This window comes from Variovorax sp. Soil_C_19, from assembly GCF_057657255.1.
The window spans coordinates 180455-202384 of the sequence record NZ_JBDGIV010000007.1; the positions used below are offsets into that span (position 1 = coordinate 180455).

A 21930-nucleotide genomic window follows, 5' to 3' on the forward strand; every position below is an offset into this window, starting at 1 on the left:
ACATGAATCCTTCCCGCCGATCCTCGATCGCCGCGCTGCTCGCGCTGGCCACCACCGTTCCCGCATGGGCGCAGAAGTCGCCACGGCCCCTGCGCGTGGTGGCGAGCTTCTCGATCCTGGCCGACATGGTGCGCGAGGTCGGCGGCGATGCGGTCGAGGTCAGCGCGCTGGTCGGGCCCGATGCCGACGCCCATGTGTTCAGGCCCAGTCCGGCCGATGCACGCCGCATCGCAGCCGCGGATCTCGTCGTGGTCAACGGCCTGGGCTTCGAAGGCTGGCTCGATCGGCTGGTCCGGGCCTCCGGATACCGCGGCCCCACCGTGGTGGCGAGCGAAGGCATCGCCACGCGCAAGCTCGGTCGCGGCATCGACCCGCACGCCTGGCAAGACCTCGCGAACGCGCGGCGCTACGTGGAGAACCTGCAACGGGCCCTGGCGCAGGCGCGGCCCGAGCAATCACCGCAGTTCGAGCGGCGCGCTGCCGAGTACATCGGGCGCCTCGATGCGCTGGCGCGCGAGATTCGCGCGCGCTTCGACGGCATCTCGGTGCACTCGCGCCGCGCCATCACGTCACACGATGCCTTCGGTTATTTCGGCGCTGCGTACGACGTCCGCTTTTTCGCACCGCGGGGCATGAGCACCGAGAGCGAGGCCTCGGCCGCCGCCGTGGCCCGGCTGATCGACCAGATACGCAAGGAGAAGGTGCGCGCGGTGTTCGTGGAGAACATCTCCGATCCACGCCTCGTCGAGCGCGTGGCGCGCGAAGGCGGCGTTCACGTGGGCGGTCGCCTCTATTCCGATGCACTCTCGTCGCCCGGCACCGAGGCCGACACGTACCTGAAGCTCTTCGCGCACAACGCGCGGACCATCGCCGACGCGCTCTCGCGAGGCCAGCAATGAGCCGTTCGTTCAACCTCAGCGAGCACATCCCATTTCGCGCTGCAGGCCAGGTAAGCAGGCCGCAGCCCATTGCCATGCTGGCTGCCACGATGTGCCTGTGCATGACCCAGGCCCAGGCGCAGACGGAAGACACGCCAGCGGCGCTCGGCACGGTCACGGTCACCGGCACCCGCGAGCGCGCCTACCGTTCGGTGGTCGCGCCGACCGCGAACAAGAGCGACACCACGGTCAAGGAAATCCCCTTCTCGATCCAGACGGTCACGCGCGAGCTGATCGAGGACCGCGGCGTCACCACCTTCGGTGAAGCCGTGCGCACGGTGCCGGGCGTGACGCCGCAGGTCGGCTGGGGCGGCAGCAACGATCGCTTCCGGTTGCGCGGCTTCGCGACCTCGGCCAACCTCAAGAACGGGTTTCGCCGCAGCGTGTTCGCGCCGGTCGACGAGCTCGCCAACATCGAGCAGATCGAGGTGCTCAAGGGTCCGGCTTCGGCGCTGTACGGCCGCTTCGAGCCCGGCGGCGTGGTCAACCTCGTCACCAAGAAACCGCAGGACCGGGCCCGCACCGGCTTCGAGCTCACCGCCGGCAGCGACGACTTCTACCGCGCCACCTTCGACAGCACCGGCCCGCTGGGCGACACGTTGCGCTATCGGCTGACGGGATCGTGGCAGGACAACAAGAGCTTTCGCGACTTCGTGGGCGCGCGCACGGCCTTCGTGTCGCCGGTCTTCCAGTGGCAGCTCGGCGCCCGCACGCGCCTGACGGCCGAACTCGAACTCGGCCGGCGCAACGGCTCGTTCGACCGCGGCTTCGGCAACAGTCCGCTGTTCCTGCGGGTGCCGATCCACACCAACTACGCGGAGGCCGACGCGCGCCTGAAGAACGAAAGCGCGCTCGGCTCCCTGGTGCTCGAACACCGCTTCGACAGCGGCTGGGACCTGCGCACGGGCGTGCAGGCCTCGTCCGCCAAGACCGACGCGCTCTGGTATCCGTATGGCTTTCAGGCGCTCAGCGGCGAAGATGGCCTCGATCCCCAGGTCAACCGCCGCAAGCAGCGCAGCATCGACGAGCAGACCGACGTGACGCTGATGGCCGAGATCTCACGGCGCTTCGAAACCGGCGCGCTGAAGCACCGCGTGCTGCTGGGCATCGACGCGAATCGCGACCGATGGGATTTCACGGCGGACGCGAACCTCGGTCCGTTCGGCTTTCCCACGAACCTGCCGATCAGCCTGTACCGGCCGGTCCACGGCACCACGGTGGGGGGCCCGCTGCAGCCCTACGACGCGTCGAACTACAAGAGCCGCAACGTGGGGCTCTACGCCCAGGACGAACTGCAGCTCGGTTCGCAGTGGCGGCTGCTGCTGGGGCTGCGCTACGACCGCTCGCGCACCCAGGCCCGTGCGCAGTACCTGCCGGTGTCCGGCACGCTCGTGCGCTCCGACGACGCGGTGTCCCCGCGCGCGGGCCTGACCTGGACGCCTTCGGCGGCAGCTTCGTTCTATGCGAGCTGGTCGAAGTCGTACCTGACCGAGCCTTTCAACGGCATGCTGCGCGACGGCGCCCTGCCCGCGCCTTCGCGCGGCAGCCAGGTCGAGATCGGCACCAAGCTGAGCCTGCTCGACGGCCGGCTCGAGCCGACGCTCGCGGTGTTCGACATCCGCCGCCGCAACGGCGTGGTGTCGGACCCCGACGACTTCAACTACGTCGTCCAGGTCGGCGAGCAGCGCAGCCGCGGCTGGGAGCTCGACGTGCCGTTCACCGTCACGCCGCAATGGCGGCTGCTGGCGAGCTACACCCAGCTCAAGGCCGAGATCAGCAAGGACAGCGACCCCGACATGATCGGCAAGCTGCTGGCCAACGCACCGCGCCGCAGCGCCAGCTTCTGGTCGACCTACGACTTCCGCGGTGCGGCCACGGGCCTGAGCGCGGGACTCGGCGCGATCTACGTCGGTGCACGCCAAGCCAACACCGGCAACACCTTCGTGCTGCCTTCCTATGTGCGCTGGGACGCCAACCTCGCCTACCGGTTCGGTGCGGCGCAGCGCTACAAGCTGCAGCTGACGGTCCAGAACATCGGCAACAAGCGCTACTACGACTCCGGCGGCGCCTTCGTGCCGACGTTCCCGGGCGCACCGCGCAGCATCATGGCCACCTTCGGCATGACGCTCTGATGGCGCTGCTTGCGCGAGGCCTGGCGGCCGGCTACGGGCGCACGACCTTGCTCGGCCCGCTGGACCTTAGCCTTCCGGCGGGTCGGCTGGTCTGCCTCATCGGTGCCAACGGCGCAGGCAAGTCCACGCTCATCCGCACGCTGTGCGGCATGCAGCCGGCACTCGCGGGCGAGGTCTGCATCGACGGCACGCCGCTTGCGGTGCTCTCGCCGGCCGCGCGGGCACGCAGCCTGTCCGTCGTCCTCACCGAGCGGGTGCAGGTCACGCTCATGACCGGCTACGAGCTCGCAAGCCTCGGCCGCTATCCGCACCTGGGCTGGAGCGGCCGCCTCGGCGCGCAGGACCATGACGCCGTGCGCGCGGCCCTGGCACAGGCCGGCGCTGTAGCGCTCGCGGATCGGCTGGTGTCCGAGCTGTCCGACGGCGAGCGCCAGAAGCTCATGATCGCGCGGGCGCTCGCACAGGAGCCCCGGCTGCTGGTGCTCGACGAGGCCACCGCCTTCCTCGACCTGCCGCGCCGCATCGAGACGATGCAGTTGCTGCTCGACCTGGCGCGCCGGCAACAAATCGCCGTGCTGCTGTCGACGCACGACCTCGAACTGGCGCTGCGCTATGCCGATACGCTCTGGCTCATCGACGGGCAGCGGCAGGTCCACGCGGGGGCGCCGGAGGACCTGGCGCTGAGCGGACTGCTCGGCGCCACCTTCGCGGCCGAGGGACTGGCTTTCGACCTGGAGCGCGGCGAACTGGTGGTCGGGCGCGGCGGCGATCGGCCCATCCGGCTCGAGGGCGACGGCATCCCGGCCGCATGGGCGCGCCGCGCGTTGCAGCGCGCGGGCTTCGTGATCGACGCGCAGGCACTGGACGCGGTGCATGCCATTGCCGAGCGCTACACGCTGCGGCCGGCCAAGGGCGAGCCCCGCCACTACCGCACGCTGGGTGCCCTGGTGGAAGGGCTGACGTTGCACACGCAGGCATCCGCATGAGAACTGCACGTGCGTCTGCGGCGTTCGGCTGCGCGGCGCTGCTGTCGGCCTGCATGCAGATCGCGCCGCCACCGCGCGCGCCCTGGCCATCGGTCGAGGTCGGCGAAGACGGCCCGGCCCGGAACCTGGACGCGGCCTGCGTCGCCGACTACCGCCCCGGCGTCGACTACTTTCCGCAGAAGACGCGCTTCACCCATTCGACCCAGCTGCAGGTCGAGTACGCGCCGCACTACAAGCGCGTGCGCTTCACGCCCAGCGTCGCGACCGGCGAAGTGATCGAGTTTCTCCTCGTGCAGTGCGGCACGCCCACGCCGCCGCACGGACCGCATGTGCCGGTGGTGGAGGTGCCGGTGCGGCGTTTGGTGACCGGCAACTCCGCCATGCTGGGCGCGCTCGACGAACTCGGCCTGGTGGATCGGCTGCACGGCTCGGAAAGCACGCGCGGCGCCACCGTGCCCGCCGTGCGCGAGCGCATCGCGCAAGGGCTGGTGCACGAGATGTCGGGCTACGGCCACGCGTCGATCGAACCGGTGATGGCCGTGCAGGCCGACGTCTACCTGAGCTTCTACTCGGCCTACCCGCAAGGCAATATGCACCCGCGCCTGTGGGAGCTCGGCGTGCGCGCCATCCCGCAGGCGGATCACCACGAACCGCATCCGCTCGGGCGCGCCGAATGGCTCAAGCTGCTGGCGCTGCTTTCGAACCGCGAGGCGCGCGGCGACGCGAGCTTCGCCGAGATCGCGGCGCAGTACGCGCATTGGAAGGCGGTCGCCGCGCAGGCGCGTTCGCGTCCGCGCGTGATGGCCGGGTTCGCGAGCAGCCGCGACACGATCGAGGCCTTCGGCGGGCGCAATCACCGCGCGCAACTGATCCGCGATGCCGGCGGCGAGTATGTGCTCGGCGACGATCCCCGAACCAGCAGCCTGGTCTACGAGCCGTTCGAGAAGGTGTATGCCCAGGGCGCGGATGCCCCGGTCTGGCTCGGCACGCTCGGCGGCCAGGCCGACCGCGAGACATTGGTGGCAGCGAATGCGCTGCACGGCTGGTTCGATGCCGTCGGCGCAGGGCGGGTGTACGCCTGGGACCGCGGCTACACGGGGGCATGGGCCTATCCGTACCAGGACCAGGGCATGACCCGGCCCCACATCCAGCTCGCCGAAGCCATCGGCGCCTTGCACCCGGAACTCGTCGACGACCAAGCCCCGGCCCCGGCCCAGTTCCTTCGCCGCCTGCCATGACCCCATCCTCTCTCGCACCCTCCCCCGCCGCGTCCCCGCGTGCGGCCTCGCCCGGCCGGCGCGCCCGGCGCTGGTTCCCCGCACTCGCGGTGCTGCTGGTCCTGCTGTTCGTGGCCGAGCTGTCGCTGGGCTCGGTCGCGATCCCTGTCGGTGCCATCCTCGAAATGCTCACCACCGGTTCGAACGGGCAGCAGGTCTGGCAGAACATCGTGCTGGGCTTCCGGCTGCCGCGCGCGCTCAATGCGCTGTTCTCCGGCGCCGCGCTGGGTGTGGCCGGACTGCTGCTGCAGACGCTGTTCCGCAATCCGCTGGCAGACCCGTTCGTGCTGGGCATCGTGCATGGCGCGCGGCTCGGCAGCGCGCTGCTCGTCACCTTCGCCGGCGTGGTCGGCAATGCCTTCCTGCTGCGCTACGGGCTGATCGGCGACGTCGGGCTGGCCGTGGCGTCGGTCTGCGGCTCCGCGGCCGTGCTGGGCCTGCTGGCCGTGCTGTCGCGCCGCGTGGGCACGGTCACGCTGCTGATCATCGGCCTGATGCTCGGCTACCTCGCCGTCGGACTGATCAGCGTGCTGATGCACTTCATCGACGAGACCCAGGCGCGGGCGTTCAAGGCCTGGGACGATGCGAGCTTCGCGGGTGCGACCTGGCAGCAGCTGCGCATCCTGATGCCCGGCATCGGCATCGGCCTCGGGGCCTGTGCATTCCTGGTCAAGCCGCTGAACGGGCTGCTGCTCGGCGAAAGCTACGCGGAGTCCATGGGCATGCCGGTCGCGCGCGTCAAGCGCAGCGCGCTCATCACCACCGCCTGGCTCAGTGGTCTGGTCGCGGCCTTCTGCGGTCCGGTCGCCTTTCTGGGCCTGGTGGCGGCGCAGCTCGCGCGAACGCTGATGCGCTGCGCGGACCACCGCGTCCTGCTGCCCGCGGCCGGGCTCGTCGGCGCCGTGCTGGGCCTGGCCGCCGACCTGGTGCTGCACCTGCCGTGGAGCCGCCACGTGTTCCACCTGAACGCGGTCATCGGCCTTGTGGGCGCGCCGTTGGCGCTGTACATGCTGTACCTCACCCGCGCACTGCACAAGGTCGACTAGAAGCGTTTCGCTTTCCGGACTTCGTGGGCGGCAGACAATACACGCGCACGTAACCCGACCCGAGGCGCATCATGGATCTACGTCAGCTCAGCTACTTCATCGCCGCGGCCGAGGAGCGCAACCTTGGCCGAGCGGCAGAGCGACTGCACATGTCGCAGCCACCGCTGACACGGCAGATCAAGGCACTCGAGGAACAGGTTGGCGCGCCGCTGTTCGAGCGCACGCCGCGAGGCATGTTGCTGACGCAGGCCGGCGAAGCGTTGCTGCAGGACGCGCGCGACATCTTCTCGCTGGTCGACCAGGCCACCGATCGCGCACGGCGCGCGGGCGACGGCACCACAGGACGCATCGACGTGGGGCTGCACGGCTCGGCGATGTTCGGCGTCGTGCCCCAAGTACTGACCCGCTTTTCGGACATGCACCCCGGGGTCGAGGTGTCGCTGCACCAGGGACAGACTCACCAGCAGGTCACCGCGATTCGCCAGCGCCGCATCCTGATCGGCTTCGAGCGCATGGTGCCAATGGACGATGACCTGGCCGTCGAACTCGTGGCGCGCGAACGCCTGCTGGTGGCCATGAGCAGCGCGCATCCGTTCGCCCAGCGCAGCGCCATCCCGGTGGCGCTGCTGCGCAACCAGCCGATACTGACCGCATCGTCGCGCTCGGCGCCGGCGATCACACTGCGCCTGTGCCGGGCGGCGGGTTTTGAACCGCGTTTTGCCGCTCAAGCCGGCGATCTCATCATGGCCACCATGATGGCAGGCATCAGTCGCCAACTCGCACTGGTGCCGGAGTCCATGACCAACCTGCGGCTGCCGGGCGTGACCTACCTGCCGCTCGAAACCGCAGGCGAGCCGGCGCACATGGAAGTGCACTGCTTCTATCGCAAGGAGGAGGCATCTCCGGTGCTGCAACGCATGCTGGAGGTCGTGCGCGCGTTCGCTGGCGACGCCGTGCCTTTGGCCGATCGAAGCGCGGTAAACCCTTAGCCGGCAGCCCCCGATACCGCCAAGGTATCGCTCCGATCCAATTTGGAATTGGACAGCGCGGCCGTACGACTCGAGACTCCGCCGCATGATCACGTTCGCAGTTATCGGCATCGACCACCGGCACGTCTTCCACCTCATCGAGGGCCTGCTCCAGGCCGGTGCAACTTGCGCAGGCTACCTGTCCGCTACCTCAGACCCGCGCGTTCTCGACGGCGTGCGCAGGCGCTTTCCTCAGCTCGAAGAATGCGAAAGTGCCGATGAGCTGCTGCAGAACCCGGCCATCGACCTGATCGTCACCGCCGGCGTGCCGTCGGAGCGTGCCCAGATCGCGATCACCGCGATGAAGCATGGCAAAGACGTACTCACCGACAAGCCTGGCGTGGTCAGCGCCGAGCAGTTGGCGCAGGTCGAAGCCACCGTGCGCGACACCGGACGGCTCTACGCGATCTGCTTTTCGGAGCGGATGATCGTGCCCTCGGTCGCGACGGCACAGCGGCTGATTGCAGACGGCGCCATCGGCCGAGTCATCCACACGCTGGGCATGGGCCCGCATCGGCTGAACCAGGGCATCCGCCCCGCGTGGTTCTTCGACAAAGCCAGCAGCGGTGGCATCCTGGCCGACATCGCGTCGCACCAGATCGACCAGTTCCTGGTGCTGACTGGATCGAGCGACGCCGAGGTCAGCTTGGCCAGCGTGGCGCACTTCGGCCGCACGACGACGGCGGACTTCGAGGACTTTGGCGAAGTCGCGCTGGTTTCGCGCGACAACGGCGCGCGAGGCTACGTGCGCGTCGACTGGTTCACGCCCGACGGCATGCCGGCCTGGGGCGATGGCAGGCTCTTCATCACGGGCACCGAAGGCTCGATCGAACTGCGCAAGTACATGGACATCGAGGGCCGCGCCGGGACCGACCATCTCTTTCTGGGCGACCGCACCGGCACCCGCCACATCGACTGCACGAGCGAGCCGATCACCTTTTTCACCAAGCTGGTCGAAGACATCGAGCGCCGTACACAAACCGCCATCCCACATGCACACAGCTTCACGGTGAGCCGGCTGGCGCTCGAGGCGCAAGCCAAAGCCGAAGGCAGAGCCGGCGCACAGGTGGAGAGTGCGCGATGACGCGACTCGGCGTTGGCCTGATCGGCCTTGGTCCGGGCTCGGAACCGCACCTGGCCGCCTTGCGCGAGCTGCAAGATCGCGTCGACCTGCGTTGGGCCTTTTCGCACAGCGACCCGGCGAAGGCCGAAGGCAAGGTGCCCGCCCACACGCGGTTGACCAACGACCTCGCGCAGGTGCTGCAAGATCCCGAGGTGCGGCTCGTGATCGTCTCCACGCCCGCGCACACCCACCTGACCATCGCGGGTCAGGCCCTTGCGGCGGGCAAGCACACCTTGGTCGAGAAGCCGCTGGACGTGAGCCTGGCCAAGGCCGAAGCGCTGGTCCGCCTCGCAGCAGCCACGGACCTGTGCTTCGGCGTGGTGCTGCAGCACCGCTTCCGGCCCGGCGCAATCCGGCTGCGGGAGTTGATCGCGTCATCGGCACTCGGCGTGCTGCAGGCAGGCGTGCTGCAGATCCCCTGGTGGCGCTCGCAGGCCGGCTACTACGACCAGCCCGGGCGCGGCTCGGTCGCACGCGATGGCGGTGGCGTGCTGTTGACGCAGGCCGTGCATGCACTGGACCTGTTCCGCAGCCTGGTCGGTGTGCGCGACGTGATCGCCTCGCAGGTGCGCACGACCGACATCCACCGCATGGAAACCGAAGATTTCGCGGCGGCGCTGCTCACCCTGGGCAACGGCGCACCCGGCGTGCTGATGGCCACGACCGCGATGTACCCGGGGCGGGCCGAGTCGCTCGAACTCATCTTTGCCCGGGCCACAGCATCGCTGGTGGGCGGAACCCTGCGCGTGCAGTACCACGATGGGCGCACCGAGCTCGTCGAAGGCGAGGCCAAGTCGGGCAGCGGCGACTCGATCATGGATTTTTCGCCAGCGGCGCATTTGGCGCTGCACAGGGATTTTCTTGACTCAATCGCCGAAGGCCGGGCCCCCGCCGTCAACGGCGACGAGGCGTTGCTGACGCACCGGCTCATCGACAAGATCATCGTGGCCGCCGCCTTCGAACCCAGTTCCCCCAACCATAAGCAGAGGCAAATATGAAGACATGGACAACGTTGGCACTCGTGTTCGCGACTTTCGCGTGCACCACTGGCGCGGCAACCGCGGCGGACGACTTTCCGAACAAGCCGATCAAGATCGTGGTGCCCTATGCGCCCGGTGGCACCACCGACGTGCTGGCCCGGCTGCTGGGCCAGCGTATGGCAGCTGACCTGGGGCAGGCCGTCGTCATCGACAACCGGCCGGGCGCAGGCGAAGCGATCGGCGCCGGCGTCGCAGCCAAGTCCCCGGCCGACGGCTACACACTGTTGCTGTCGACCATGACGACGCAGGCCATCAATCCCGTCCTGTACCCAAAACTCAGCTTCGACGCATCGAAAGAGCTGACCGCCGTGGGTCGCGTGGCCGACGTGCCCGCCATGATTGCGGCGAACCCTTCTGTGCCGGCCACCAACATGGCCGAGTTCTTGGGCTACCTCAAAGCCAATCCGGGGCGCAACTTCGCGTCCCCCGGCGCGGGCACGCCGAACCATCTGGCGACTGAGCTGTTCAAACGGGCCGCGGGCGTGAACGTCACGCACATTCCTTACAAGGGTGGCGCGCCGGCCGTGCAGGACCTGATGGCGGGGCAAGTGGATTTCATGCTCATCCTCGCACCGGAAGCCATGCCGTACGTGAAGTCCGGAAAGCTGAAGAGCATTGCAATGACGACACTACAGCGCTCGCCCATGTTCCCCGGCTTGCCGACCGTGGCCGAATCGGGCATCAAGGACTTTGAGCTTGTTGTCTGGTACATCCTCCTTGCACCCACCGGCACGCCAAAGGACGTCGTCGCTCGCTTGAACAAGAGCCTGAACACCACGCTGAACGACAGCGCGATGAAGACCAAGCTCGCCGAACTGAGCATTCAGCCGACCGGCGGGACCACGGAAGACGCAACGGCCTTTGCGAACAAGGAGGCGGCGAAATGGAAACGGGTCATCGAGGAGTCGAACATCAAGATCGACTAAGAGCAGGCGCAGTTGCGACGCGTTGAACGGCGAAGGTATCGCCGCGAGCAGCATCATCCGACGGGGTTCGAGTTTCTCAGATCTGCAGGTTCACCTGCACCTTCGGCCCGCCGGCCGACGACTGCGCGACCGTGACCGCGCGCCCGTCGATGCGCTGGAAATGCAGCTCCACGCGCGCATCGCCCACGCGCAAATGCCTCAGATGCAGGTGGTCGATGTCGCTCGGCAGCCGCGGCTGCACGATGTTCACCTGGCCGCGGATGCCGTCGACCTCGAGTCCGAGGCAGGCCTGCAGCAGCATGAACACCGACCCCGCCGCCCAGGCCTGCGGCAGGCACGCCACCGGGTACGCAATCGGCGGATCGCCGGGCTGGCGATCGAAGCCGCAGAACAGTTCGGGCAGCCGCATGCCGAAGTGGGCGGCCGACTCGAACAGGTTGTCGAGGATGCGCACCGCCCCCTCGCGCTCGCCGTAGCGCGCCATGCCGGCCGCGCACAGCGCCACGTCGTGCGGCCACACCGAGCCGTTGTGGTACGACATCGGATTGAAGCGCACGGCCTCGTTGGGCAGCGTGCGGATGCCCCAGCCCGACGCGAAGGCCGGCGAGAGCAACTCGCGGCCGACGGCGCGCGCCCGCTCGCCGGCCGGGAGCCCCGCGAACAGCAGGTGCCCTGCATTGGAGGCTCGCACGCGGCAGGGCTGGTTCGCACCGTCGATGGCGAGCGCATAGAACTGCGGCCCGTCGAGCCAGAAGCGGCGCTCGACGGCTTCGCGCAGGGCCTCGGCACGTTCGCGCCAGCGCGCAACGCCGGGGTCGTCGCGCCACTCGGCAATGAAGGCCATGCCAAGCAAAGCCGAATAGGCATAGCCCTGCACCTCGACCAGCGCGATCGGGCCTTCGGGGGTGCGGCCGTCGGCATGGAAGATCGAATCGTGGCTGTCCTTCCAGCCCTGGTTGACGAGGCCGCTGGCCTCGCCGCGCTGATAGGCGAGCAGGCCGTCGGGATGGCGCGCCATGTTGCGCTCCATCCATTCGCAGGCGGCGCACAGCGCACCCCAGATGCGGTCGATGGTCGCGCGGTCGCCGGTGCGCTGCGCATAGGCGCCGGCCAGCGCCACGAAGAGCGGCGTGGTGTCGACGCCGCCGTAGTACTGGCCGAACGGCAGTTCATCGACCGCGGCCATCTCGCCCTTGCGGGTCTCGTGCATGATCTTGCCGGGCTCGGCATCGCGAAAGCTCGACGTCTGCTGCGCCTGGCGCGCCGCGAGAAACTCGAGCACGCCCTGCGCGAGCCGCGGATCGATCCACAGCGTCTGCAATGCCGTGACGATCGCATCGCGGCCGAAGGGCGTCGAGAACCACGGGATGCCCGCATACGGATAGGGCCCGGTCGGAAGGTCCGTCGTGAGCAGCGCGAGGTCGGCACGCGAGCGGTCGAGCCAAGCCTGGAACAGGCGCCCCGAGGCCTCGAGCCGGGCGCCGCGCCGCTGGCGCGCGCGCATGCGCCAGCGGGCGAGCACCCCGGCCTCCCTGAAGCGCTCGGCGCTCGGCGTGGCGGGTTCTGCGCCCACCTCGACGAACAGCGTCCAGTGGCCATGCGCGGCGAGCGGCACACCGAACTCGGCGCTGCCCGCATCGAGGCGCCGCGGCAGTTGCGAGAAGTCGATGCAGGCACGGCGCAGCACGCCGTCGAGCCCCTGGTAGCGCAGCGCCACGCCCTGCGCGCGCAGTTCGGGCGTGCCGAACTCGCCGCGCCGCGCGCGCTGTTGTCCGCGCACCTCGAACATGTCGCGGAAGTCGGCGCCGAACTGCAACGCGAGCGGCGCCTCGGCCGGTTGGTCGCCGTAGTTGACGAGCCGGATGCGCTCGAACAGCCGCGCGTTCCAGAGAAAGCGCTTGCGCTCGATGTGGATCACGCCCTGCGGCATCGAGGTCGATCCGAGCACCGGCAGCGGCCGGTTGGTGAGATCAGCGGTGAAGAAGACATTGTCGGCGCCCACGCCGCTCGACAGCAGCGACGGCCTCGCGCCGTCGAGCCGCAGCACGAAGCTCGAGAGCATGCGCATGTCGTCGTGGAACAGGCCGTCGACACCACCGCCGACATCGCCGTGCGCATCCATCACGAAGTAGGTGTCGCCCTCCTTGAGCACGAAGGCATGGTGCACGGCGCGCTCGGGCGCGGCTTCGGCCTGTTCGGTGGCAGCCACTTCGGCATTCATCGCTAGGCGGCCTCCTTGTAGAGCCGGTGCTGCGGCGGCAGCACGCCGCCGCCCACGAGCCGCAGGTACTGCTCGACGTAGGCGCTGGCCATCGCGCGGGCCGAGAAGCGTTGCTCGAAGGCCTGGCGCACGCGCCTGCGGTCGAGCCCGCCGATCGCATGCACCGCCTCGACGGCCTCCGCTTCGCTCTCGACGATCCGGCCGCTGATGCGCTCCTCGATCACCTCCGGCACCGAGCCGCAGCGCCAGCCGATCACCGGCGTGCCGCAGGCCATCGCCTCGATCATCACCAGGCCGAAGGGCTCGGGCCAGTCGATCGGGAACAACAGCGCGCGCGCACCGCCGAGGAACGCGGCCTTGTCCGCATCGCCGATCTCGCCGACAAACTCGATCAGCGGATGGTTCAGCAGCGGGCGGATCACCTGCTCGAAATAGCGCGCGTCGGCCGCATCGACCTTGGCCGCGATCTTGATCGGCAGGCCCGCGCGCCTCGCGATCTCGATCGCGCGGTCGGGCCGCTTCTCGGGCGAGATGCGACCGAGGAACGCGAGGTAGCCGGCGGGCTCGGGCGAGAAGGCGTAGGGCGTCTCGTCGAGCCCGTGCGGAATGGTCGCGAGCCAGTTCGCAAACGGCAGCGGCTTGCGCTGGTGCCTCGAGATCGAGACCAGCGGATAGCGGTTCCAGCGCATGTAGGCGCCGGGCAGGTCGGCGATATCGAGGCGACCGTGCAAGGTGGTGAGCGTGCGTTCCGCCATGTCCTCGAAGAACGGGAAATGCAGCAGGTCGACATGGAAATGCAGCACGTCGAACTCGTGCGCACGTCGTCGCACCTCGTGCAGCATGCTCAGGTGGCTGGCCAGATCGGACTTGAGCGGGGCCGGATCGAGCCGCAGGGCCTGGGCACGCATCGGCGCGAGCCTGGCCCGGGTCTCGGTGTCGGCCGAGGCGAACAGCGTCACCTCGTGGCCCTGATCGACCAGGGCATTGGCCAGGTGGGCGACGACCCGTTCGGTGCCGCCGTAGAGCCGCGGCGGCACGGCTTCGTAGAGAGGGGCGATCTGCGCGATCTTCATCGTCAAGACAATCTCCTCGCAAGGGAATGAATGGACAAGAAACAAGGCGGAGAAAGGAGGCGTGCGACGCCACGCGCCGAGCTTCCGGGCGGCTATTTTGCGACGGCCGCGCGGGATTTCAAGAGCCGCTTTTCGGCCGTGCGCCGCTTGCGCGCAGCGCGCGCTTGCCCTAGATTTTTTATGGCAAGTGCAAGGAGGTTTTCTCGAATGAACATTCTCGAAACCGTGGCCGACCAGTCCGATGCGATGGGGCTGCCGCTCTATGCGGTGACCGTCACCGCCGTGGCGCGCGAAGAGGCGCCCGCATTGCTGTCGCTGCACTGGCACGGCTTCTTCCGCCAGACCCCGCTGCGCCTGCCAGGCGTCGAACTGCCGGTGCGTCCGGTGCCGCAGTCGATGGCGCAGGTCGACCTGTCACCGGGGCCGCCGGGCCTGTTCGACGAACTCGAGCGCTCGCTGCTCGAGGCCGCATGGCAACTCGGCGCCTGGGACGTCGAACGCATCGAGCGGCCGGCTTGGTGGCGGCTGGGCGCGCCCGCGACCGAAGTCAGCGACGGCCGGCGCGCGTTCGGCTACTACGACGACGACGGCGCGAACGATTCAAGCAGCAGCAGTGCACATGTGATTGCCGAGGCGCCCGACCGCGAGGCGCTGATGCGCCTGGCCGCGCACCGCGGCTACCTGCGCTGGCTGTTCCGTCCGCGCAAGCACGGCCTCTGGGCTGCCGTGGCAGACGATGACGACGCCACGCTCGACGACAGCGGCGGCCGTCCGCTGCCCTGCCCGGTCATGCCGCAGCCGCCGCATGCCGACGCGGCGTCGCACCGCACCGTCTACCGGCTCGGCCGCGCGGACCGCATCGTGCTCGGCGGTCGCTGAAAAAAATCGTCACAAAAATTTTTGGCGCGCGGGGCCTTGAAGCGCCGCGAAGGCGCCCATAGCTCTCGCGCGCCGGCACTTCGGTGCCGGGGGAACGAACCCATTGCCGCACCGGCCGCACGCCGGCGCGGGGTTCTCTTTTTTGATGACCTGCATCGCTTAGGAGATTGAACATGAAACTTCATCCTCTCTACGACCGGGTGATCGTCAAGCGGATCGAACAGCAGCGCAAGACGGCTTCCGGCATCGTGATTCCCGACTCGGCGGCGGAGAAGCCCGAACAGGGCGAGGTGCTCTCGGTGGGCCAGGGCAAGCTGCTCGCGGACGGCACGCTGCGCCCCCTGCACCTGAAGGCCGGCGACCAGGTGCTGTTCGGCAAGTACGCCGGGCAGACGGTCAAGGTCGACGACGAGGAACTGCTGGTGCTGCGCGAGGACGACGTCCTTGCCGTCGTCGAGAGCAGCAGCAGCGACCGCGGCGGCCTCAAGCGCGTCGCCTGACATCCCGAAAAACCTATCGTTGTGACACGAGGAGTGATGAACACATGACTGCCAAGGACGTCCGATTCCATGACAACGCCCGCCAGCGCATCGTCGCGGGCGTGAACATCCTGGCCGACGCGGTGAAGGTGACGCTCGGCCCGAAGGGTCGCAATGTGCTGCTCGAGCGCAGCTTCGGCGCGCCGACCATCACCAAGGACGGCGTGTCGGTGGCCAAGGAGATCGAACTCGCCGACAAGTTCGAGAACATGGGCGCGCAGATCGTGAAGCAGGTGGCCTCGAAAACGGCCGACGTGGCCGGCGACGGCACCACCACTGCCACCGTGCTCGCACAGGCCATCGTGCAGGAGGGCATGAAGCACGTGGCCTCGGGCATGAACCCGATGGACCTCAAGCGCGGCATCGACAAGGCCACGGCCGCCGTGTTGGAGGAACTGCGCAAGCTCTCCAAGCCGATCTCCACGGGCCGCGAGATCGCGCAGGTGGCCGCGCTCTCGGCCAATGCCGACGAGGCGATCGGCAAGATCATTGCCGACGCGATGGAGAAGGTCGGCAAGGAAGGCGTGATCACGGTCGAGGACGGCAAGTCGCTCGACAACGAGCTCGACGTGGTCGAGGGCATGCAGTTCGACCGCGGCTACATCAGCCCTTACTTCATCAACGACCCCGAGAAGCAGGTCGCGCACCTCGACGATCCGCTCGTGCTGCTGCACGACAAGAAGATCTCCAACATCCGCGAACTGCTGCCGGTGCTCGAGGCCGCGGCCAAGGCCGGCAAGCCGCTCCTGATCGTGGCCGAGGAGGTCGAGGGCGAAGCGCTCGCGACGCTGGTGGTCAACTCGATGCGCGGCGTGCTCAAGGTCGCGGCCGTGAAGGCGCCGGGCTTCGGTGACCGCCGCAAGGCGATGCTCGAGGACATCGCGGTGCTCACGGGCGCCACGGTCATCTCGGAAGAGACCGGCAAACAGCTCGACAAGGCCACGCTCGAGGACCTGGGTCGCGCCAAGCGCGTCGAGGTGCACAAGGAGAACACCATCATCATCGACGGCGCGGGCGACCAGGCGCACATCGACGCACGCGTGAAGTCGATCCAGGCGCAGATCGAGCAGGCCACGAGCGACTACGACCGCGAGAAGCTGCAGGAGCGCGTGGCCAAGCTCGCGGGCGGCGTGGCCGTGATCCGCGTCGGCGCCGCAACCGAGGTCGAGATGAAGGAAAAGAAAGACCGCGTCGACGATGCGCTGCATGCCACGCGCGCGGCCGTCGAGGAAGGCATCGTGCCAGGCGGCGGCGTGGCGCTGCTGCGTGCGCGCGCTGCGCTCGCCGAGCTGAAGGGCGCCAACGCCGACCAGGATGCGGGCATCCGCATCGCGCTGCGCGCGCTCGAGGCGCCGCTGCGCGCGATCGTCGCGAACGCCGGCGTCGAACCCTCGGTGGTGGTGGCCAAGGTGCTCGAGGGCAAGGGCAACCACGGCTACGACGCGTCGACCGGCGAGTACGGCGACCTGGTCGCGCTCGGCGTGGTCGACCCGACGAAGGTCACGCGCACCGCGCTGCAGAATGCTGCGTCGATCGCAGGCCTCATCCTCACGACGGACGCGACGGTGGCCGAGCTGCCGAAGCCCGCCGAAAAGGCGCCGGCAATGCCGCCGGGCGGTGGCATGGACTTCTGAGTCCGCTTCGTCGCGTCGCTCTTTTTCTCCAAGGGCCAAGCGGCGTCCCGGCAGGGGCGCCGTTTTTTTTCAGCTTGCCGCCTTCGGCATCCACGTATCCAATCCGCTTTTTGGGAGACGCCATGACAGACACATCGAACGACACCGGCCCGTCCGGCGGCCGGCTGCACGGCAGGACCGCGCTGGTCACCGGCGCGGCACAGGGCATCGGCAAGGCCATTGCGCTGCGGCTGGCGCAGGAAGGCGCCGACATCGTGCTGCACGTGCGCAGCGACGACGACCGCGCGCGCGAAGCGGCGCGAGAGATCGAGGCGCTGGGGCGCGCCTGCGAAGTGGTGGCCGCCGACATGGCCGACACGGCGGCCGTGCGCCAAGTGATGCCGCGCGCACTCGCGCGCTTCGCGGCCGTCGACATTCTCGTCAACAACGCCGGCATCGAGCGGCATGCGAGCTTTCTGGAGGCGAGCGAAGAAGACTACGACGCGGTGCTCGACGTGAACCTCAAGGGCCCGTTCTTCCTGATGCAGGCGTTGGCGAAAGCCCTGGCAGCCGCAGGCCGCCCGGGTCGCGTGATCCACATCAGCTCGGTGCACGAGGAGCTGCCCTTTCCCAACTTCACGGCCTACTGCGCAAGCAAGGGCGGCCTGAAGATGCTGATGCGCAATGCCGCGATCGAACTCGCGCCGCTCGGCATCACGGTGAACAACGTGGCGCCCGGTGCGATCCGCACGCCGATCAATGCGAAGCTGCTCGACGATCCCGCGAAGCTGCAGCGCCTGCTGGGCCAGATTCCGCTCGGGCGCATGGGCGAGCCGGTCGATGTGGCGGGCGCGGTGGCGTTCCTCGCCTCGGACGACGCGCGCTACATCACGGGCAGCAGCATCGTCGTCGATGGCGGACTGCTGTGGAACTACCAGGAGCAGTAGCAGCAGCCTGGGGCCGTCAGCCGAAGAACAGCCACCCGGCGGCCGCCGCAAGCCCCACCACGAGCACCGGCGAGAGGCGCGCATAGACGAGCAGGCCGAAGGCGGCCAGCGCCAGCGCGAAGTCGGCGCGGCCGTGAATGGCGCCGGTCCACACCGGGTCGTAGAGCGCCGACAGCAGGATGCCGACCACGCCCGCATTGACGCCGGCCATGGCCGACTGGACGGACGTGCGCTGGCGCAGCGCATCCCAGAACGGCAAGGCGCCCACGACCATCAGGAAGCCCGGCAGGAAGATCGCCACCAGGAACAGCATTCCGCTGGCCCAGCCCGGAACCGGCCCCTGCATCACGGCCCCGAGGTAGGCCGCGAAGGTGAAGAGCGGGCCAGGCACCGCCTGCGCCGCGCCGTAGCCCGCGAGGAAGTCGGCATTGCTCACCGCACCGGCGGGCACGAGCGTGGACTGCAGCAGCGGCAGCACCACATGCCCGCCGCCGAAGACCAGCGCACCAGCGCGGTAGACGCCGTCGACCAGCGCCCAGAGTGAGGAGCCGCTGGCCGCGGCCAGCAGCGGCAGCCCCACGAGCAGCACGGCGAACAGTGCCAGCGCGACGACGCCGGCGCGCCGCGTCACGCCATAGCCGATGTGGCTCGGCGCCTGCGACTGCGACTGCTTCAACAACCACCAGCCGATCAGGCCGCAGACGAGGATCGCGCCGACCTGGGCGAGCGCCGACGGCAGCAGCAGCGTGAGCAGCGCGGCGAAGATCGCGAGGCCGGCGCGCGGCCGGTCGGGGCACAGCGATTTCGCCATGCCCCAGACCGCCTGCGCGACCACCGCCACGGCCACCACCTTGAGCCCGTGCACGGCACCCGAGGCGGCGACGTTGCCGTAGCGCGAGATGCCGTAAGCGAACGCGATCAACGCAAAGGCCGAAGGCAGCGTGAAACCGGCCCAGGCCATCAGCGCGCCGAGCCACCCGGCGCGCGAGAGGCCGAGCGCCATGCCCACCTGGCTGCTTGCGGGTCCGGGCAGGAACTGGCACAGCGCCACCAGGTCGGAATAGCTGCGGTCGTCGAGCCAGCGGCGCCGCTCGACGAACTCGGTGCGAAAGTAGCCGAGGTGCGCGATCGGCCCGCCGAACGAAGTCAGGCCGAGCCGAAAGAAGGCCCACAGCACTTCGAACGGCCCGCCGGGGCGGCGGGCGGTACGAGCGGGTTCGGGAAGTGAAGAGGAAGAGGTTGGATCGGGGAGTTTCATTGCAGCTGGCACGTTCTTCGCGGGCAGCGCACCCTGCTGTCCGCCCGGCCCTGCGCATTGTGAGCGCGAATCGCCCGTCCCGGTCCCTGCCGGATCAGCCGGGATCCCGGCCGCCGTTTCGCTCTGCCTCTTCCTCGAGCGCACTGCCGCCGGTCGACTCCGACACGTCGATGTCCTCGCTGTCCTCGCGCGTCGGAGATCGCCTCTCGGTCTTTGGGGGCGCGGGTGCCGGCGAATGTGGCTGCGAAGCGGCCCCATCGCTCGGCTGGGTCGAAAGCGGATCGTTGTTCATGTCGCAGCTCCTGATTGCGGCAAGCTACGTCGGTCGGCGATGGGCGCGTGTAGGTCTGCGCCTCGCCGTGGCTGCGCTCCAGGCACGCATACCGCATCTCCCTCGGCCTCGCCTGCGCCTGCGCCTTCGGTTCGGGCTAGCACTTGCCCGGCCCGGTGGTCATCCAGGTCCTCGGATCTGTTCGACGCGTCCGGGCAGTCCGGCGCTGCGATCCGGCTGTCTCGACACTGGACCGAAGCTGCAAGCCGGCGCAAGCGCATCAAAGCGTGCTCCCATGCTGCCGATCTGCCGTGCTCCCCCGTTCTGACGGCCGGGCTGCGCCTCGCACCTATCAACACTGCCAGTTGCCCGGGACCACGCCGCAACGAACCATGTGACGTTTCGGCGGAAGGACCCATCATGCGCACGCTGCTGATCGACAATCACGACTCGTTCACCTACAACCTCTTCCAGTACCTGGCCGCGTGCAGCGGGCAAGTTCCGCTGGTCGTGAAGAACGACCAGATGAGCTGGGACGAAGTCGAACGGCTGGAATTCGACAACATCGTGATCTCGCCGGGTCCGGGACGCCCGCAGCGGCCCGCCGACCTGGGCATCTCCGCGGATGCGCTGCAGCGCTCGTGCAAGCCCGTGCTCGGCGTCTGCCTCGGCCACCAGGCCATTGCCCACCACTGTGGCGCCACGGTCGACCTCGCGGCCCGCCCTATGCACGGGCGACTCGACCGCGTCTCCCATGCCCAACGTGACCTGTTTCGCGGCATTCCCGACCGCTTCGAGGCGGTGCGCTACCACTCGCTCGCCGTCACGCAGCTGCCCGCGTCGCTGCAGCCATTGGCCTGGACCGCGGACGGCACGCTCATGGCGCTGCGCCATATCTCCCGCCCCTGGTGGGGCGTGCAGTTCCACCCGGAGTCGATCTGCACGGAATTCGGTGCCAGGCTGCTGCGGAACTTCCTCGAGCTGAGCGAAGAGTGGTGTGCCGAACTCGCGCGGCGCGAGGCAGTAGGCCATGTCGCGCCCGGTTCGCGCGCCGGCCTGTCACGACCTTTCTCGCTGCACGCGGACTGCATCGACAGTGCGGCGCGCGCGGAAAGCGTGTTCATTGCCGCGTTCTCCCAAAGCGAGACCTCGTTCTGGCTCGACAGCAGCCTGGCCGAGCCAGGACGGGCGCGCTTTTCGTTCATGGGCGATGCGTCGGGACCTCATGCCCAGGTGCTGACCTACTGGACCGCTCCACGCGAACTCCTGATACGCCGGGGAGCCGTCGTGCAGACGCGCAACGAAAGCATCTTCGACTATCTGCGTGACCATCTGCCGAACTCCCCGCCCGTGGGACCGAGTCTGCCATTCGAGTTCGCCGGCGGCTACGTGGGCTTTTTCGGCTACGAGCTCAAACGTGAACTCGAAGGTCAGTACCGGCATGACGCCACGACGCCGGACGCGGTGTGGCTCATGGCCGACCGGTTCCTCGCGTTCGACCATGCCGAGCAGCAGATCTGGATCGTCTGTCTCGACGAAGGCACGCCGTGCGAGGACAACCTCAGGTGGATGCACACCATGCACGAACTGCTCACGCGTGCGTCGCCCGCGGACATGCAGGAGGCCGCTCGGCAGGCGCCGCCGACGGGTGGTGCACAGGGATTGAAGCAGCTTCGGTGGCAGGTGGAACTACCCTCGTACCGCGACCTGATCCTGCGGTGCCAGCACGAGATCCTCCAAGGCGAGACGTACGAGGTCTGCCTGACCAATCAGCTCGTCGGCGAAGGTCGCATCGACTCGCTCGCGGTTTACCGCGTCCTGCGCGCACGCAATCCCGCGCCTTATGCGGCCTACCTGCGCACGGGCGGCTACGTTGTGCTCTGCGCCTCGCCCGAACTCTTCCTGCGCATCGGCAGCGACAGGACGGTCGACTCCAGGCCCATCAAGGGTACCGCGGCGCGCGGCGCGACGCCCGAGGATGACCTCGCCCTCGCCGAGGCGCTTCTCGCCGACGAGAAGACGCGCGCGGAAAACCTGATGATCGTCGACCTGCTGCGCAACGACCTCAACCGCGTCTGCGAGATCAACAGCGTGCACGTGCCCGGCCTGTTCGAAGTGGAGACCTACGCCACGGTCCACCAACTGGTCAGCACGATCAGGGGACGGCTGCACGAAGACCTCGGTGCAGTGGAATGCGTGCGTGCCGTGTTCCCGGGCGGCTCGATGACAGGTGCGCCCAAGGTACGCACGATGAAGATCCTCGATGAGCTGGAGGGCGCCGCGCGCGGCATCTACTCCGGCAGCCTCGGTTATCTTTCGCTCAACGGCACCGCCCAGCTCAACATCGTGATCCGCACGATCGTGGTTGCGAACGGCCTCGTCTCCATCGGCGCGGGCGGCGCGATCGTCGCGATGTCCGATCCGGACGAGGAGGTCGACGAGATCGTCCTCAAGGCCCGCGCGCCCTGGGACGCACTTCGGGAATGCGGCGCCCCGCTGGGGCCGACGCCGGGCACATCCCCACCCGACGAACGCGCGGGGGGTCCGTCGCTCGGTCCGGCCCCTCCGGACGACGCGGAACAGGCCGGAAACGACCCGCCATCCGGCCGTGGCTAGCGCGGCGGCGAACCGCC

The 21930-nt window shown here is 68.7% G+C and carries 18 protein-coding genes; 14 read left to right on the forward strand and 4 right to left on the reverse strand.

Going from position 1 to position 21930, the window contains the following annotated elements:
• The first annotated feature begins 2 nt into the window (after window positions 1–2).
• The 9 genes from AC3A6R_RS16420 to AC3A6R_RS16460 all read left to right on the forward strand — a co-directional run bounded on the left by AC3A6R_RS16420 (window position 3) and on the right by AC3A6R_RS16460 (window position 10496).
• Window positions 3–899 carry a metal ABC transporter solute-binding protein, Zn/Mn family gene (locus AC3A6R_RS16420; protein ID WP_487864938.1) on the forward strand — a complete coding sequence of 299 codons (897 nt, stop codon included), beginning with the start codon at window positions 3–5 and terminating at the stop codon, window positions 897–899.
• 74 nt (window positions 900–973) lie between these two features.
• On the forward strand, window positions 974–3070 hold the full coding sequence (locus AC3A6R_RS16425; RefSeq protein WP_487864939.1) for a TonB-dependent siderophore receptor: 2097 nt from the start codon (window positions 974–976) through the stop codon (window positions 3068–3070).
• Window positions 3070–4056 carry an ABC transporter ATP-binding protein gene (locus AC3A6R_RS16430; RefSeq protein WP_487860208.1) on the forward strand — a complete coding sequence of 329 codons (987 nt, stop codon included), beginning with the start codon at window positions 3070–3072 and terminating at the stop codon, window positions 4054–4056. The genes AC3A6R_RS16425 and AC3A6R_RS16430 overlap by 1 nt, the downstream gene beginning before the upstream one ends.
• A complete protein-coding gene (locus AC3A6R_RS16435) occupies window positions 4053–5294 on the forward strand; it encodes an ABC transporter substrate-binding protein (protein WP_487864940.1) in 1242 nt (413 codons plus the stop codon). Before AC3A6R_RS16430 ends, AC3A6R_RS16435 begins: the two co-directional genes overlap by 4 nt.
• Complete coding sequence (locus tag AC3A6R_RS16440; protein ID WP_487864941.1) at window positions 5291–6379, forward strand: FecCD family ABC transporter permease; 1089 nt, start codon at window positions 5291–5293, stop codon at window positions 6377–6379. The genes AC3A6R_RS16435 and AC3A6R_RS16440 overlap by 4 nt, the downstream gene beginning before the upstream one ends.
• Window positions 6380–6450: 71 nt before the next feature.
• A complete protein-coding gene (locus AC3A6R_RS16445; protein WP_487860205.1) occupies window positions 6451–7368 on the forward strand; it encodes a LysR substrate-binding domain-containing protein in 918 nt (305 codons plus the stop codon).
• A gap of 85 nt (window positions 7369–7453) precedes the next feature.
• Window positions 7454–8491 carry a Gfo/Idh/MocA family protein gene (locus AC3A6R_RS16450; protein WP_487860204.1) on the forward strand — a complete coding sequence of 346 codons (1038 nt, stop codon included), beginning with the start codon at window positions 7454–7456 and terminating at the stop codon, window positions 8489–8491.
• Window positions 8488–9528, forward strand: a complete 1041-nt coding sequence (locus AC3A6R_RS16455) for a Gfo/Idh/MocA family protein (RefSeq protein ID WP_487860203.1) — start codon at window positions 8488–8490, stop codon at window positions 9526–9528. The genes AC3A6R_RS16450 and AC3A6R_RS16455 overlap by 4 nt, the downstream gene beginning before the upstream one ends.
• A complete protein-coding gene (locus AC3A6R_RS16460) occupies window positions 9525–10496 on the forward strand; it encodes a Bug family tripartite tricarboxylate transporter substrate binding protein (protein WP_487860202.1) in 972 nt (323 codons plus the stop codon). Before AC3A6R_RS16455 ends, AC3A6R_RS16460 begins: the two co-directional genes overlap by 4 nt.
• 76 nt (window positions 10497–10572) lie before the next feature.
• Here the strand turns inward: AC3A6R_RS16460 and AC3A6R_RS16465 are convergent, their stop codons facing one another.
• Window positions 10573–12717: an amylo-alpha-1,6-glucosidase gene (locus AC3A6R_RS16465; RefSeq protein WP_487864942.1), complete on the reverse strand. Its 2145-nt coding sequence runs from the start codon at window positions 12715–12717 to the stop codon at window positions 10573–10575.
• Between the two features lie 2 nt (window positions 12718–12719).
• A complete protein-coding gene (locus AC3A6R_RS16470) occupies window positions 12720–13790 on the reverse strand; it encodes a glycosyltransferase family 4 protein (RefSeq protein WP_487860602.1) in 1071 nt (356 codons plus the stop codon).
• A gap of 207 nt (window positions 13791–13997) precedes the next feature.
• On the opposite strand from AC3A6R_RS16470, the gene AC3A6R_RS16475 reads away from it, so the two are divergent.
• The 4 genes from AC3A6R_RS16475 to AC3A6R_RS16490 all read left to right on the forward strand — a co-directional run bounded on the left by AC3A6R_RS16475 (window position 13998) and on the right by AC3A6R_RS16490 (window position 17768).
• Window positions 13998–14669, forward strand: coding sequence for a diguanylate cyclase (locus tag AC3A6R_RS16475; protein ID WP_487860200.1), 672 nt, complete (start codon window positions 13998–14000; stop codon window positions 14667–14669).
• Window positions 14670–14842: 173 nt separating this feature from the next.
• Window positions 14843–15169 carry a co-chaperone GroES gene (locus AC3A6R_RS16480; protein ID WP_487860199.1) on the forward strand — a complete coding sequence of 109 codons (327 nt, stop codon included), beginning with the start codon at window positions 14843–14845 and terminating at the stop codon, window positions 15167–15169.
• A 44-nt stretch (window positions 15170–15213) separates the two neighbouring features.
• Complete coding sequence (groL, locus tag AC3A6R_RS16485; protein WP_487860198.1) at window positions 15214–16842, forward strand: chaperonin GroEL; 1629 nt, start codon at window positions 15214–15216, stop codon at window positions 16840–16842.
• Between the two features lie 122 nt (window positions 16843–16964).
• Window positions 16965–17768, forward strand: coding sequence for an SDR family NAD(P)-dependent oxidoreductase (locus tag AC3A6R_RS16490; RefSeq protein ID WP_487860197.1), 804 nt, complete (start codon window positions 16965–16967; stop codon window positions 17766–17768).
• A gap of 16 nt (window positions 17769–17784) precedes the next feature.
• Here AC3A6R_RS16490 and chrA read toward each other — a convergent pair whose 3' ends face one another.
• Together chrA and AC3A6R_RS16500 are read right to left on the reverse strand one after the other, a co-directional pair.
• Entirely contained in the window at window positions 17785–19026 is a 1242-nt protein-coding gene (gene chrA / locus AC3A6R_RS16495; RefSeq protein ID WP_487864943.1) for a chromate efflux transporter, read from the reverse strand.
• Between the two features lie 94 nt (window positions 19027–19120).
• Entirely contained in the window at window positions 19121–19318 is a 198-nt protein-coding gene (locus tag AC3A6R_RS16500) for a hypothetical protein (RefSeq protein ID WP_487860195.1), read from the reverse strand.
• Between the two features lie 399 nt (window positions 19319–19717).
• Here AC3A6R_RS16500 and pabB point away from each other — a divergent pair, with 399 nt between their 5' ends.
• A complete protein-coding gene (gene pabB / locus AC3A6R_RS16505) occupies window positions 19718–21913 on the forward strand; it encodes an aminodeoxychorismate synthase component I (RefSeq protein ID WP_487860194.1) in 2196 nt (731 codons plus the stop codon).
• The last annotated feature ends 17 nt before the right edge of the window (window positions 21914–21930 follow it).

What these genes read in the sequence shown, in the direction of transcription:
- pabB (WP_487860194.1), top strand. Translation starts at nt 19,718, where the DNA reads ATGCGCACGCTGCTGATCGACAATCACGACTCGTTCACCTACAACCTC.
- AC3A6R_RS16500 (WP_487860195.1), bottom strand. Translation starts at nt 19,318, where the DNA reads ATGAACAACGATCCGCTTTCGACCCAGCCGAGCGATGGGGCCGCTTCG.
- AC3A6R_RS16460 (WP_487860202.1), top strand. Translation starts at nt 9,525, where the DNA reads ATGAAGACATGGACAACGTTGGCACTCGTGTTCGCGACTTTCGCGTGC.
- AC3A6R_RS16475 (WP_487860200.1), top strand. Translation starts at nt 13,998, where the DNA reads ATGAACATTCTCGAAACCGTGGCCGACCAGTCCGATGCGATGGGGCTG.
- AC3A6R_RS16445 (WP_487860205.1), top strand. Translation starts at nt 6,451, where the DNA reads ATGGATCTACGTCAGCTCAGCTACTTCATCGCCGCGGCCGAGGAGCGC.
- AC3A6R_RS16490 (WP_487860197.1), top strand. Translation starts at nt 16,965, where the DNA reads ATGACAGACACATCGAACGACACCGGCCCGTCCGGCGGCCGGCTGCAC.
- groL (WP_487860198.1), top strand. Translation starts at nt 15,214, where the DNA reads ATGACTGCCAAGGACGTCCGATTCCATGACAACGCCCGCCAGCGCATC.
- AC3A6R_RS16480 (WP_487860199.1), top strand. Translation starts at nt 14,843, where the DNA reads ATGAAACTTCATCCTCTCTACGACCGGGTGATCGTCAAGCGGATCGAA.
- AC3A6R_RS16450 (WP_487860204.1), top strand. Translation starts at nt 7,454, where the DNA reads ATGATCACGTTCGCAGTTATCGGCATCGACCACCGGCACGTCTTCCAC.
- AC3A6R_RS16435 (WP_487864940.1), top strand. Translation starts at nt 4,053, where the DNA reads ATGAGAACTGCACGTGCGTCTGCGGCGTTCGGCTGCGCGGCGCTGCTG.
- AC3A6R_RS16420 (WP_487864938.1), top strand. Translation starts at nt 3, where the DNA reads ATGAATCCTTCCCGCCGATCCTCGATCGCCGCGCTGCTCGCGCTGGCC.
- AC3A6R_RS16425 (WP_487864939.1), top strand. Translation starts at nt 974, where the DNA reads ATGCTGGCTGCCACGATGTGCCTGTGCATGACCCAGGCCCAGGCGCAG.
- AC3A6R_RS16465 (WP_487864942.1), bottom strand. Translation starts at nt 12,717, where the DNA reads ATGAATGCCGAAGTGGCTGCCACCGAACAGGCCGAAGCCGCGCCCGAG.
- AC3A6R_RS16440 (WP_487864941.1), top strand. Translation starts at nt 5,291, where the DNA reads ATGACCCCATCCTCTCTCGCACCCTCCCCCGCCGCGTCCCCGCGTGCG.
- AC3A6R_RS16455 (WP_487860203.1), top strand. Translation starts at nt 8,488, where the DNA reads ATGACGCGACTCGGCGTTGGCCTGATCGGCCTTGGTCCGGGCTCGGAA.
- AC3A6R_RS16470 (WP_487860602.1), bottom strand. Translation starts at nt 13,790, where the DNA reads ATGAAGATCGCGCAGATCGCCCCTCTCTACGAAGCCGTGCCGCCGCGG.
- AC3A6R_RS16430 (WP_487860208.1), top strand. Translation starts at nt 3,070, where the DNA reads ATGGCGCTGCTTGCGCGAGGCCTGGCGGCCGGCTACGGGCGCACGACC.
- chrA (WP_487864943.1), bottom strand. Translation starts at nt 19,026, where the DNA reads ATGAAACTCCCCGATCCAACCTCTTCCTCTTCACTTCCCGAACCCGCT.